The following is a 13,582-nucleotide window of genomic DNA, read 5'->3' on the forward strand; positions in this document are numbered from 1 at the left end:
AAGATAGCGCTCTGAAATATAGTGGGTTGACATCTTCACCTTCCAATTCGCAGGTTAAATAAGCTAGTTTTTCTAAAATCTCGGTTCGTCTTTGGAGCTAATGCAGGCAGAATTCAGGTAAAACTCTATGTTTTGCGCAGTTATCCATTGAAAACGACGATCATTTATTTTCGATTTTGAAAAATCTTCGCTCTTAGCCATCACCTCAAGCATCGCTAAGGATCTTCAGGTGATGGCTGTCACCCTCAGAATAGGAGGTTTGTTTCCATTAGCAACATCCCTTTCGGTAGAATTTTGAAGAACCAAAAGTAATGTATCTGCGCTATTCAAGCTGTTATTGCTAGCGTTAATTGCTCAACTAGGTTGACGAGAGTTGCTATCTGCAGGAAATTGAGTCACACATCTGATCTACAGCAATGCGTTGAATATCAACGGTTTCAGCAGTTGCTAGAGCATCGTCTCCCCAAAAATGACCGATGGTTTTTCGCTCTCGATAATGGCCAATCTTGGTTTCCTAGATGCGATCGCTTGCCTTTGATGCCTTTTTCGTGCCCTAGCCCCCAGTCCAATTGGTTACTGCGTAAGCAATTACTTCTAGAGTTAGAGGAATCAGCCGCTACTTTTTATTAATTTGTTAGGTTAAGTCTAGGGATTCATTGACAATCTTTACAGAGATTATTACCCATTAATAGCAGATTCATTTTCTAAAGACTTGATCAGTTTCTTTTACGGCCTTAATAACTAAAAAATGAACGCAAAAGATCTGTGCATTAACTTCTGCTCTTTGAAGTTGAGTTAGTTTCCATTACGCCAAGCAGAATTCTTTGGATGCGAAAGCTTCAAAGACGGTTGAAAATGCCATTCAAATACGGAGAACACCATACCTGAGAAACCATTAATTTTAGTAACTGGAGGGGCCGGATATATTGGTTCCCATGCAGCTCTGGCTTTGCAGCAGGCAGGGTATGACCTGTTGGTGCTGGAAACTTGTCGAATGGGCACCAGGAGCTTGTGGAGCAGGCGTTGCAGGTCAAGGTGGTAGTGGGCGACATTAGCGATCGCCCCTCCTTGATCACCTTTTTTCCACCTATCCCATTGCCGCTGTCATGCACTTTGCTGCCTACATTGCCGTCGGGGAATCGGTCACCAATCCTGGCAAATATTACCGCAACAATGTGGCCGGAACATTAACGCTTTTGGAGGCCATGGTGGCGGCTTCATGGTGGAGCGGATGCTGGCAGATTTTGATGTCGCCTATGGGCTAAAGTCGGTTCTCTTTCGCTACTTCAATGCGGCAGGCGCTGATCCACATGGACGATTGGGCGAAGACCATGCGCCGGAGACCCACCTCCTTCCGCGCCATTCTCACCCATGCATGGCAATGGCATCAGCAACAACACGGGAGCGATCGCCCCTGATTGCCGCCGTTACTAGGTAGCAGACAGCCGGGACGGCTATCCCACAAGAGCTTCCCTAGAATTCTCAAACCTCAAATGACCACCTGATTGTGGGATGGGCTTCTGGCCTGTCCATTTACCATCGAACGGTCAGCACGACAGAGTCTGCTTCTGCATGCCAGCAGTGGGCAATGCCGGGTAGCCAGAGGGCATAATCTCCCTGGGTCGCTAGCACCATTTCGCCATCAGGAAACTGTAGGCAAAAGCGACCGCTAATCAGAACGGAGAGAGTTGTGGTTTCAGCCGGGTCTGTCCATTGGTCGCGGCGATCGCCCTCTTTGTGAACTCCCCATTTCACTTCGACCGCCGAACTTGAGCGGGGACTGATAGATGGGGTGATAAACGAGCCGACAAACCATCCCCGCCGTTCTTCCCCATCGCTATAGGCGTTACCTATAGTTACGTTTGTTAGCATGCCAATACCCTAGCTAAAGTCAATTCCTGCAATGTCTTGGGGTGTCCAGGTTGGGCCATGGCAGCGGGGGCCTGCTGCGGTCCAGAGCAGCCGATCGATGCACATCCGCCGTGCCGTCATCGCTGGATCCCAAGCATGGTAAACCAGGTATTCGGTTGAGTTGTCAGGATGCAAGGCGATCGAGTTATGGCCGGGGCCTAAAACGTAGCCGGGATGCGATCGCAACACCCGTGGCCCCTGGTCATTTCCAGTATCCGAATAGGGGCCTAGAACGTGATCGGCCACGCCATAGTCAACCCCGTAGCTGTCTGTTTCCCACCGTCCACCGCTGTAAAAGCAGTAGTAGCGATTGCCCTGTTTACGCACACAAGGACCTTCTAAGGTGTGCCAATCGTAAATGCCGCCATACATGGGGCGATCGGCCAAAAACCGCTGCCAGTCGTGCCGCGCCCGCAGAACAACTCTGGGTTCTCCAGCCAGGGTGGTCATGGTTGAGAGGCGATCGACCACCAGGGCCGTGCCCGCCCGCACCCCCGATTGCGCATCTAAAAAATCCTGAGCATAGAAGAGATACCACTGCCCATCATCATCCCGAAAGGGGCTGGGATCAATGGCAAACGAACAGGAATTGGGATCGACTAACGACTCACCAACGTCCTGAAAAGGCCCGAGGGGGTCAATACTGGTGGCGACCCGCAGCTGATGGTTTTTATCCTCATGCCCTACGGAGTAGTAAAGATAGAAGATGCCGTCGTGGTAAGCCACTTCCGGTGCCCAAAAACTATCCCCTAAGGCAGGATCAGGCCGCAGTAGGGCATTTCTGGCAGGCTGCCACTGGATCAAATCCTCAGAGGTCAGGAGTGGAAAAACTCGCCGATTGTGCAGCTCATCCACGTCAACCGCCGCTTCCGCTGGCCCCGTACCGATCGCATAATAAATTCCCTGGTACTGCCACACAAATGGATCGGCAAAATACTCTGGGTAAACCGGATTGGTATAGGTTCGCGGAGCCATTGTTGAACCGGGGCTAGGTTTAGCGGTCGCAGGAAGTAGCAAGCAGCAAGTAACCACCTCCGTCGGTCGCTAACCTCGCATCCCTCGCGACTAATATTCGAACTTCACGTAGGTTTCCGTAGCGTTGTCGGATAACCGTTCTACAGTGTTGCACCGGAGCAACTGCTGCCGCTCTGGCGATAGCCCATTGTAATAGTCTTGCTCCAGAGTTAAATCTACCTTGTGGGTGTGAAGCCAGTGCATGACATACCCCATCACCACCATGGGGCGGGGTTCAGGAGTGTGGTTGGGGGTGCCCCGGTGAAGAGCCAAGGGCGATCGCACCATCACATCCCCCGGCTGCATATGAAATTGCTCCATCGCAATTTCGCCCGCGCGAAGTTTGACCAACCCTGCTTCGCGAGACATCCCATGGGTGCCCCGCGCCATCTCAAAGGGGCCGTTGTCAGCGGTGACTTCAACCAAGGGAAAGTTGACCGCCAAAGCATAGAGCGGTGTCACAATCTGGTCAGAAAATAGGGGGCGAAAGTCGCGGTGAATCTCCTGATATTCAGACCCCTGCATGGGAATATCGGCGGCCAATTGTACCAGCTTGTATTCTTGGTAAAAGACGCGATCGAGGATGCCCAGAATGGTTGAGTTAGCGAAAACGTTAGTGTCGGCAAAGGGCGCGACCCAGGGCAAGGTCACATAGCCACGGGCGGTGCCTCTGGGGGCAACACCACCGGGTTGTTGCTGCCGCTTCTGGAATAAGGCATCAAAGGCGGCTTTCCATGCGTCAATCAGGGCGCGATCAAATAGTCCACGAATGATGCAAATTCCATCTCGATTTAAGTCTTCCGCAAACTGATCTAAATCTGTTGAATTAAATGTTGTTGTAGAGCTGCTCTGAATCATCTTTTAATTCGCTTGAAGGGAGAATAGGGATTAATCTTGCTGCTGAAGATTGACAAACAACGCAAAATTTAACCCTCGCTGATCTTTATTTCCCCACTGGCAGAGGCGCTATGGATGTGATCCTACAGATTCTTCAAGAATCTCAATTTCTCCTGCTACACCCATGCTCTAGCTAACAAGAATACGTCCCTGGTTGCCGGTGTAGTTGTATTGTTCGAGGGTGGATTTGGCGATCGCGTCCCCTTTACCCTCAGCCACCAGGGCAACGCAGGCCCCGCCAAATCCGGCTCCAGTGAGGCGGGCACCAAAAACGTCGGGAGTGGTTTGAAGAATATCCACCAGAGCATCGAGGGCAGGGACAGAAACTTCGTAGTCATCTCGCAGGCTGGCATGGGAGTCGTTCATCAGTTTCCCAAAGGCTTCGGGAGTGATGCCTTCCAGGGCTTTTAACACTCGGTTGTTTTCAGTGATCACGTGCCGAGCCCGCTGACGCAGTGGGTCAAGTAATGCCTCGGCTTGCTGAGGATCAGTAACGTCTCGCAGGGCTTTAACACCCAGATGTTGAGCAGCGGCTTCGCACTCGGCTCGGCGCTGGTTGTAGCCGCTGGTGGCCAGCGATCGCGCCACACCACTGTCGATCACGACCATCTCTGCGCCTTCAGGAAAGGGCAAAATTTGGCGATCGAGGGTGCGGGTATCGAGGAACAGCATGTGTTCCGTATCGGCCAGGCTGGAGGCCATCTGGTCTAGTATGCCGCAGCTCACCCCGGCATACTGGATTTCGGCCTGCTGGCCAAACTGGGCAATTTGCACATCGTCTAGCGGCAGGTCGAGGAGCGATCGCAGCCCTCTCAGGGTGGCCACCTCCAGCGCTGCACTGCTGGACAGCCCAGAACCGATCGGGACGGACGATGTGACGAAAATATTCAGGGTTGGAATTTTGTGGCCAGCCGTTTCCAAGACCCGAATGCAGCCGTCAACGTAGCTGGCAAAGCCCTGGGGATTGGCCCCAGCAGGGTCGAGGTCAACCCGCTCCTCCAATTCGGCAGAGTAGAAATGGTGGCGATCATCGGGGCTCAAGCCAATAGCCACGGTGGTGTGTTGGGGAATGGCGGTGGGCAGCACAAACCCATCGTTGTAGTCGGTGTGTTCACCCAGCAGATTCACCCGTCCGGGGGCACGGGCTTCAACGTCGGGGGCGGTATTGAAAATTTGCCTGTAGTCCATGGTTAACGCTCCAGGGGAATTGGTCGGAGCCGTCCGGCAACATCCTGGTGGGGAAACTGAGGATCAAAACTCAGATTCTCCAAACAGTTATCCGGATGCAAAATAAAGGTATCTTCAACCTTTGCCCTCGGAATGCTGGGGTTCCAAGCCAGAATCGTGGGGGCCGCGAGGCGATCGCTCGTCTCTGCGGTAGCGATCACCTCCCGCGCCCCATAGCCAGCCGTTCCCCCCTGGTGGTGTTCTCGAATCGCGTCGGGAAAACCGTGCTGTTCATAGGCTGTTGCTAGAGCGTGATAAATGTCATTCAGCGGTGCATCTACCTGGGAATGATTTAGGGCAACGGCTTCAATCTCAGCAATGGTGCGATGGCGTTGTTGATCCGACTCCGACAATTTTTCAAAGAAAACAAAGCGGGTCAGGCTGACAATCAGCCCATGACCGCGCGCACAAAATACCAGCATCGCCTGTCGTCCCAGGGTTTCACCGCTGGGCAGGGGATGGCGGTAGAGGGGGAGGCGGCGATCGCCTGCGGCTAACGTCAACACCGGATGTAGCCCTCTAGACCACATGGCTTCTGCGCCTGCCCCCGCCAGTTGATACTCCGTCCAGGTCGGCTGGGCCTGAGTCAAAACCTCGGTCATCGCTTCGCTGGCCAGCCGTCCCACCTGACGATAGCGATCTAATTCGCTGGGCAACATGACCCATCGATGCTGAGTAAGAGATGCAGGCAGGGCCGCTTCAGTAGCCCCCCCCGATGGCTTGTCGCTCAACACCTGGCCGGCCTGGGTCGCTTCCTCGACAAAGGCTTGTCGCTCAGAACCTTGTGCCCACGGGCTGACCTGAAGTTTGTAGGGAGAACCTTTTGGCAGTTCCTCATCCTTTAGCCGCTGGGCTTCGATTTCATCGGTCAGAACCCAGGCATCGGTCGGGGTCACCAGCACCTCAGCCACCCCCGTCTCAGCCGCCAGCAGCACAGTATTGGCCCCCCCAGCCGTCGCCCAGGCAAACCAGTCAGTTCCCCGCAGGCAAATTCCTGCGGCGTTTGTTTCTTGGAGCGTGTGCCGCAGAACGGCCAATTTTTCAGAAATTTCTTCTAACCGATTCATGGCACAAATTGCCTGGTTTAGGGGTTGATAAGGAATTAAAGCTACAGCAAATTACTTGTCAAACGTCCTCTCATACATGCGTAACTTCTTCCAATTCAACGTTGACGGCCTGTAATTCCTTGGCTTTTTCTTCCGGCAGCGAGTCATTGGCAAACATACCCGCCGCCAGTTCTGTTCCGGCTAAATACTTGAGCCGATCTGCCGTGCGATAGGGCGGATAAAACTGGGCGTGAAGGTGCCATTCTGGGTGCGCCTCCCCATTCACAGGCGCTTGAAACCAGGCCATCAAGTAGGGAAATGGACGCTGCCACAATCCGTCATACTTCAGGGTCACCGTCTTGAGCGCTCTGGCTAAGCTCGCCCGTTGCTCGGCGGTTAGATCTAGAAATGTGGCAACGGGATGAATTGGGGCAATCCACACCTCGTAGGCATAGCGCGCGCACACGGGAACAAAGGCGATCGCCCAATCATCCCGATACAAAATCCGCTGATCGTCCTCAATTTCCGCCTGAATCAAATCCTCCAGCAAGCCCCGCTGATGCTGCTGGTAATACTCCTGCTGGCACGTCCCCATCCGAGCCGGAACCGGAGGCACAAAGGGATAGGCATAAATTTGTCCGTGGGGATGGTGTAGCGTCACCCCCACCTCAACCCCTTTGTTCTCAAAGGGCAGCACGTATTGAATTTGGGAGTGCTGGCTAATGGCCCGGGTGCGATCGCCCCACACCTCAAACAGCAGCTCAATATGATCCAGCGGTAGCGAACTCAGCGCCGCCTGCGGATCTTGGGTAAACACCACCACCTCACAGACACCGTTGGCGGGCACCGTATCGACAATTTCATGCGGAGCGTCCGCCGCGGTCGGCGTCAGCGACGGAAAGCGATTCTCAAACACCGCAATGTCGTAGTTGCCCTGGGGCAGCTCGGTAGGAAACTGCGGATCTTTGGTGGGAGCCAGCGGATTATATTCTGGGGGCGGCATGAATGTCCGCCCCTGGCGATGGCTGGCATAGGCCACCCACTCCCCCCGCAGGGGATGCCAGCGGAGGTGGGGATTGGCCTGAACGGGTTCACTGCTCGGACTAGGCGCAGTTATTCCCGCCGCAATGGGTGACCGGCTGTACAGGGTGAGGTTGCGCCCATCTGGCTTCAAGAGCGTCTGAGAGTGCATGTTCTATCTGAGCCTGGGCTACTTTTGTAGACTCTTGCAGCATAGACGGGGCATCCTCTCCTATCCCCCTACCTAAAGTGGCAAATGCGATCGCTTCAATGGGAAATTTCGGCGTGCGATCGATAGTCAATAGCCCATTGGCCTCCTGGAAGGTATCCGTCAGTTGGGTGTAGCAGAAACCGCTAAATATTTCCACCTGATTCACCGTTTGCAGCAGCGCCGCATATTGCCGATGAAACTCCAGCGCATTGTCTGAGCGCGCATACCCCCAGGTGTTGCTCTGTTCTTCGGGTTTGGTACAGGCAATGCCGCCAAACTCCGTCAGCATAATGGGTTGACCTTGATGGGGATAACCATCCAGGGTCAGCACCCGTCCACCGGGACGCTGGCGATCGAATAGGTCACTCAGCTTGACCTCAGGCCCATAGCGCTTCGCCAAACTGTGGGAGTTGGTGTCGTAATCATGAATGGCCAGAATATCCGTCGCCGTACTTTCCCAGCCATCATTACCAATCACGGGTCTGGTAGGATCGAGGGTTTTGGTCAGGTGATATAACGCCTGAACATAATGGCGATGGGCCGAGGTTGCGGTCAGGTCAGGGACTCCCCACGACTCGTTGAAGGGCACCCAAACAACCACACAAGGATGACTGGCATCCCGCTCGATCACCTCCGTCCACTCTTTCGTGAGCCGTTCTACCGCCTTGGGGCTAAAGCGGTAGGCACTGGGCATTTCTTCCCAGACCATCAGCCCCAGTACGTCGGCCCAGTAAAGGAAGCGAGGATCTTCAATTTTCTGGTGCTTACGCACACCGTTGAAGCCCATTTGCTTGACCAGTTCCACATCCCGGCGCAGGGCTTCGTCGGAAGGGGGGGTCATCAGCGTGTCTTCCCAGTAGCCCTGATCGAGCACCAATCGCAGGTAGTAGGGATGCCCGTTGAGCATGAAGCGATCGCGCTGAATATCAACCGTCCGCATGGCGGTATAGGAAGTCACCTCATCCACCAACTGCCCCTGACACCAGAGTTGAATCTGGGCATCAATCAGCGTCGGTTTCTCAGGACTCCACAGCAATGTATTGCGATAGTCATCAATTCCGGGGTCAGACAGGGCAATGCGGCGGTGAATTTCACCATTCAGCACCTCATACATGTCGTTGACTAGCAGTTGATTGCCCGCCGTCAACCGCACCTTCAAGTGCATTTCCTTTTGCAGGTCACCGGAGACAAATCCTTCAAAGCCGATTTCCCAGCGCTCAAAATGGGGTGTCCATTTAATGCGATCGATATAGGTAGCGGGAACGTTTTCCAGCCACACCGTCTGCCAGATGCCGCTGGTGCGAGGATACCAGATGCTGTGGGGCTCCCGCTGCCAGTCCTGCTTACCCCGGGGTTTTGCCAGGTCGTAGGGGTCATCTTCGGCCCATAGGGTTACCGTCTGCATACCATCGGGGCGCAATACAGAAGTAATGTCCATGGAGAAAGGGGTGTGCCCGCCCTCGTGGTCAATCATGAACTGGCCATTTACCCATACCCGCGCCCGATAATCGACGGCCCCAAAGTGAAGCAGGACGCGTTGGCCTATGGCCGGTTTTTGACCATCGCCTTCCACCGATACCTCAAACTCTCGCTCGTACCAGCAATTTGGATGAAACCCCGTGTCATGAATCCCACTGCGGATAGATTCAGGAGCGAATGGAACTTTGATATCGTGACCCCACGATGTAACATCACCGGGTCGTGCATAGGCCCCTTCGTCATCGTAGGTAAACTTCCAGGTGCCATCCAGGGAAGTCCACTGAGAACGCTTTAGCTGAGGACGGGGATATCCTGAGCTTGCCTGCGCCTGAAGGGCAGGTGTCAAGTCGCAGGGATACTCTTCTTCCAGACATTTACCAAAGAACTTCATGGGGTCTAACCAAACTGGTTCTGTTGAGGTTGCCCTCTTATCGTTCCCTATATAACCCCATTCTGACAGGCAGGAGAGCAGGTCAGCAGAGCAGATATTAAAAGCCGAGGCTTGTGACGCTAGATCCAACAGCCTTGCCGTCTGCGCACAAATCTAAATTGACTAACCAAGCTGAGTGAGGGGAACGACTGGCATCCTCTAACCACGCTTTATGATCCAGAATTCTAACAACACTTTTTCTCAACAGCAGGAGAGAATTCTCAATAAGCCTCGCTGTTTTGCGCCCTTGCCGTTGCCGCTCTAAATCGCTGCAACAGCAAGGGCGCGTAACTATGATCGCCAAGTATTGAAGGCATTCGTGGTCAGTTTTTTGGCGTTGCTGATCAGCCGTATGATTGCCCCCCCTAGCCCCCCAATTCTGGGGGGAACCAGACGACTTCAAAGTCCCCCAAAATTGGGGGGTTGGGGGGCCGATGCAGCAACCGTTGCTTTTGCAAATTTATTCCTCAATTCAGCAACGTCAGATTGTTCAGTTAATTGAGGCCGCAAGCTCTCAGGTCGTTTACCTTCCACCCTATTCCCCCGCCCTAAACCGCATTGAAACATGCTGGGGTTAGTTGAGCCGGATTCGCAAACACCTTCCCTATCCCAAGAGCTGACGTGCGGCGATCGAAGTCGTGCTTAAGTGTGCCGCGTCTTAACCCAGATGACCACAGCTATGTGGCGCAGCAAGGTGGCAATGGTTTAACGCCTCAGCCGAGGTATCTACACAATTGCCTAATTTGCCCACCGATGAATCTTGGAGGACATCGGTAAGAAGTACCCGCGTGGGTCATGGCAAACAAATATCAGGGTTCCATACTTAGAAACATAGTCAATCGGCAGCATTTTTGCTCTTCAATTCCTGAATGTTTAAGCCCAGGATGAATTACAAATTTGACAAGAGTTAGGCTGCCAAAGCTGTGCCTCAAAATTAGGAGACCTGATTATGTCCTTCGAAACCCCGAGTGCTTTAGCCAATTCAATTATGGCTAGCCTATACGATGTGCTAACCAGTGGTGATAATAATGTTCCTGCTTCGGAAGACAACTTCTTTAGCTGGTCAACACCTGGTATGCCCATTGAAGCCGATGATTTTGACTTTCTTAGCCAGGGCCTAACTGGCATTGTCAATAAAACTGCCATTAAAAATCTAGGTACTGAAACTGAAACTCCGGAAATCACTCCAGAGCTTCTCGATCAATTGAGGGCAACCGATACTGCTCGGCTCTATATGCAGGCCGAAAGTTTTGCCCGCATGGTCGATTTTGTCCCCGATTTGGCCAAGCTTAACAACCAGCAATTCACCCGCCTGAGCGTAATGAATAATGAGGGTACGCTCTCTGAACGCTACGAATATGTCCTGCGGATGAGTCAGGTCATGCAGTCAGAATTGCCTGCTGATATTAAGCAACGTATTGAACAATTTCGAGGCCTTCTAAACGTAACCCGCACTGAGACAGACCTATTTGGTCGCGAACGGGAAATCACCGAAGATGGCCCAATTGTGAAACTCTATCAAGAGAAAATGGCTAACTACGAAGCCGCTGCTCTGGAGTATAATAGCCGCCGCATCGCTGCTCTAGCAGCTAGCCGTCCTGAGGATGTGCATTACTGGGCGATGAACGCCAACATTCTACGCAATCGGGTGCGGGCAGCGCTGGCCGATTGGGTTTCCAACGGCTACAAAAATGACTACGAGCAAATTAACGCCTTTATCGATCAAGTGATGCAGCGAGATATGTCGCTGCTGAAGGATCAATATCGCGATGATTTGCTGAAGGCGAAGCTCACCAGTTTGGCCTCAGGCAGCGATTTTTACTTCACGTCGGTCGTTCCGGGTAACTTTACCCGAGCCTCGGGTTGGACGCAGTTTACCTTTAACTCCGCCCGCTACAACCGCTATAGCAACTCTAAGTATGCCTCCCAATCCTCTAGCACCAAGGCGGGTGGTGGTTTCAGCCTTGGCTTCCTCACCGTGGGCGGTGGCGGCGGCGGCAGCAATACTAGCTCCTCCTACGAATCGAAGGTGAAATTTGACAGTACTCGCTTCCGGCTGTCGTTCAAGATTGCCCAGGTGATGGTGACTCGGCCCTGGTTCAAAACGTCCTTCCTGAACAGCAAAACCTGGCGCTTTGATCAAAACAACCCCGATTCTAAATCGCAAATGGTGAGCGACGGCGGCAACCCGGCCAAGGGGTTGATTCCGGCTTACCCCACGTCGATGGTGGTGATTAAGGATTTGGAACTCTCCCTCGGCCAAAGCAGCGGTTTCTCGGACTACCTCTCTGAGTACGAGCGGTCGTCGGCCAATGGTGGTGGTGCTCTTTCCCTCGGCCCCTTTAACCTGGGTGGCTCCCACAAACGCAGCACCAGCCTGGGCGAAACTACCTCCAAGCACGGCTATTCCTTTGATGGCCAAACCATGAAGGTGCCAGGGATGCAGGTAATTGGCTTTAAGTGCCATATTCTGCCTAAGTCGCCCAATCCATTGGCCAACATCGAGAAGTGGATCTAATTTGTGGGGAGTGACGAGATGAGAGAGTAGACAGGTTTTGGGTATTGAGATTGAGATTTGAGTGATTAATTTCGCTCAAATCTCAATCTTTAAATCTTACTTCCTCTCCTCCTGTTGGATAACCCACTGCCCTAACTATGGCCCGTGATCTTAAACTCGTTTTACTTAAGGAAAAACTATGGATGCGATCGCTCAATTGGCCCTTACTCAAAAGGCCCAACATGTTTTTGGGGGTGACAATACGTTTCTCAGCTTTCCCCTCACACCGCTGCAATATACCCAGGATGACCTGAGTTTTGTGCAAAATTTCAATGTGTCTCGGCTAAAAGAATTTTCACTACTGGTCAACTTAATTCCCAATGGACAGGCATGGCAGCCCGTCGAAGCTTCCTATCTCTGGGATGTTTATGGCGATGTTTTAGGTGGGCATGACACCGAATTGGCCCAGTCTACTCGCACGGCCCAAGAAGAAGCTCAGTACCAGCGAGCTGTGCAGTTTTTAAGTGTTGCTGGTGCCGATGGCTGGCCAGAGCAGAGCCCAGCGGTGAAAGCCTATCATCAATTCCGTGATCAGTGGTTTGTGCTCCAGGAGTATTACAACTCAGCCAAAATCACTGGCGAAACCACAACTGATCTCACTCTCAAAGAGCACTGGGCTAGAGTAGAAGAACCTCGGCTTCGGCAACAGCTCCGTGATTTAGAGAACCGCTGGGTGAATGAAGGATTTAAGCAAGAGGTAGAGCAATCTCAAGAGATACGCAGCCGCCTAGGAGCCAAAAACCCCCACAGAACATGGGGAGAATGGAACAGCAAATTTGACCCCAACATTAATGCTCTGACCGATGTGGATGGAGTAGAATTTTATCCCAGCAGTTTTTCGCCGATGAATGCGTTGGCGTCAGGTTCTTGGCAAACCTTTAATCTGACCCGAGATGAGGTAGACGCGATGGTTAAAGCAGCTCCTGCAGAGTTGCGATCGCGCCTTGCCGCTGACCTCCAAACCTCAGATATTGAGTCAATTTCGCTGGAATTTAGCTCGGCTGCGATCGTGCGAACCTGGCTGGATGCTGACCTGTTTAAAGCCCGTTTTTGGCGGTTTATGGATCGCTCGCGGCAGCTTTCTAACGGCAATACGCCCCCTGCTGGTCAATGTCCGGCCTATGTCAGTGCCGTGGTGTTTGCCCGCAACATTACAGTGAAGCGCCGGGTTCAACCACCTACGCCCACACCCCCGACACCCCCCAACCCTTTCCCCCCAAAAACGCCCGTAGTGATTGGCCCTAAGCGTCCTAGACCCGATATCTTCATTGACCCCACTGATTTTCCCAAGGGCAAGCGCTACTTAGATCATCTCGATCGCCCCCCTGTGATGATGAAGATGGTCGCCAGCCCCGTCACCTCGCTTGACCTGGCCTATCCCATCTTGGCCCAAACGGCACAACCCAACGTAGCCCCAGGGAACCTCGCTCAATCGGGGGTGGCTCAACCCCTGAAGGTGGACGCTCGAGCGCTTAAGGTCAACTCGTTGAATACGACGCAACTCCAGTCGATACGGCCTATTGAATCAGTGAATCTACCCTTGAAGAAACCGCTACAGCCAGTGGATAGGAACCCCGAAATTTCTCAGGCCATTGCGTCAAAGGCGTTTTTGCGGCTTCAGCAGGAAGCCGTCATGCGCCCTAGCCTGCCCCAAGCGAGTCAGGTTTCGCAGGAACCCAGCCAAACGAAAACTACCTCCACAGCGGCTGACCAAATTTACATCCTGGCGTTTATTTGCAAGCCTCTACCCCTCAGCCCTAACCCCGATTCTGCGTTGCCGTGGTGATGGG

At 53.1% G+C, this 13,582-nt stretch carries 10 protein-coding genes and 1 pseudogene; 4 read left to right on the forward strand and 7 right to left on the reverse strand.

The genetic code is table 11. The annotated features are described in order from the left end of the window. Positions 1-880: 880 nt before the first annotated feature. Positions 881-1,357, forward strand: a pseudogene (locus H6G07_RS26555) (NAD-dependent epimerase/dehydratase family protein); the annotation flags it as partial. A gap of 176 nt (positions 1,358-1,533) precedes the next feature. Here H6G07_RS26555 and H6G07_RS23545 read toward each other — a convergent pair. From H6G07_RS23545 to H6G07_RS23575, 7 genes are all read right to left on the reverse strand, one after another. Further along, on the reverse strand, positions 1,534-1,872 hold the full coding sequence (locus tag H6G07_RS23545; protein ID WP_073610782.1) for a signal peptidase I: 339 nt from the start codon (positions 1,870-1,872) through the stop codon (positions 1,534-1,536). A gap of 9 nt (positions 1,873-1,881) precedes the next feature. Continuing rightward, positions 1,882-2,886, reverse strand: coding sequence for a glycoside hydrolase family 43 protein (locus tag H6G07_RS23550; protein ID WP_073610781.1), 1,005 nt, complete (start codon positions 2,884-2,886; stop codon positions 1,882-1,884). A 90-nt stretch (positions 2,887-2,976) separates the two neighbouring features. Further along, a complete protein-coding gene (locus tag H6G07_RS23555) occupies positions 2,977-3,783 on the reverse strand; it encodes a phytanoyl-CoA dioxygenase family protein (RefSeq protein ID WP_073610780.1) in 807 nt (268 codons plus the stop codon). 168 nt (positions 3,784-3,951) lie between these two features. Next, positions 3,952-5,010, reverse strand: a complete 1,059-nt coding sequence (galK, locus tag H6G07_RS23560; protein ID WP_073610779.1) for a galactokinase — start codon at positions 5,008-5,010, stop codon at positions 3,952-3,954. Positions 5,011-5,012: 2 nt separating this feature from the next. Beyond that, positions 5,013-6,116 carry a M24 family metallopeptidase gene (locus H6G07_RS23565; RefSeq protein ID WP_073610778.1) on the reverse strand — a complete coding sequence of 368 codons (1,104 nt, stop codon included), beginning with the start codon at positions 6,114-6,116 and terminating at the stop codon, positions 5,013-5,015. Positions 6,117-6,186: 70 nt separating this feature from the next. Further along, the gene (gene galT / locus H6G07_RS23570; RefSeq protein ID WP_338420726.1) at positions 6,187-7,269 is read right to left on the reverse strand and encodes a galactose-1-phosphate uridylyltransferase; all 1,083 of its coding nucleotides are present in this window, start codon (positions 7,267-7,269) and stop codon (positions 6,187-6,189) included. Further along, positions 7,199-9,196, reverse strand: a complete 1,998-nt coding sequence (locus tag H6G07_RS23575) for a glycoside hydrolase family 2 protein (protein ID WP_084173597.1) — start codon at positions 9,194-9,196, stop codon at positions 7,199-7,201. The genes galT and H6G07_RS23575 overlap by 71 nt, the downstream gene beginning before the upstream one ends. 473 nt (positions 9,197-9,669) lie before the next feature. On the opposite strand from H6G07_RS23575, the gene H6G07_RS23580 reads away from it, so the two are divergent. The 3 genes from H6G07_RS23580 to H6G07_RS23590 all read left to right on the forward strand — a co-directional run bounded on the left by H6G07_RS23580 (position 9,670) and on the right by H6G07_RS23590 (position 13,578). Beyond that, positions 9,670-9,813: a transposase gene (locus tag H6G07_RS23580; RefSeq protein ID WP_139297181.1), complete on the forward strand. Its 144-nt coding sequence runs from the start codon at positions 9,670-9,672 to the stop codon at positions 9,811-9,813. Between the two features lie 410 nt (positions 9,814-10,223). Continuing rightward, complete coding sequence (locus tag H6G07_RS23585; protein ID WP_073610775.1) at positions 10,224-11,753, forward strand: hypothetical protein; 1,530 nt, start codon at positions 10,224-10,226, stop codon at positions 11,751-11,753. A 178-nt stretch (positions 11,754-11,931) separates the two neighbouring features. Continuing rightward, complete coding sequence (locus tag H6G07_RS23590) at positions 11,932-13,578, forward strand: hypothetical protein (protein WP_073610774.1); 1,647 nt, start codon at positions 11,932-11,934, stop codon at positions 13,576-13,578. Positions 13,579-13,582 lie beyond the last annotated feature (4 nt).

Source organism: Phormidium tenue FACHB-1052 (assembly GCF_014696675.1).
Lineage (GTDB): Bacteria > Cyanobacteriota > Cyanobacteriia > Phormidesmidales > Phormidesmidaceae > Nodosilinea > Nodosilinea tenuis_A.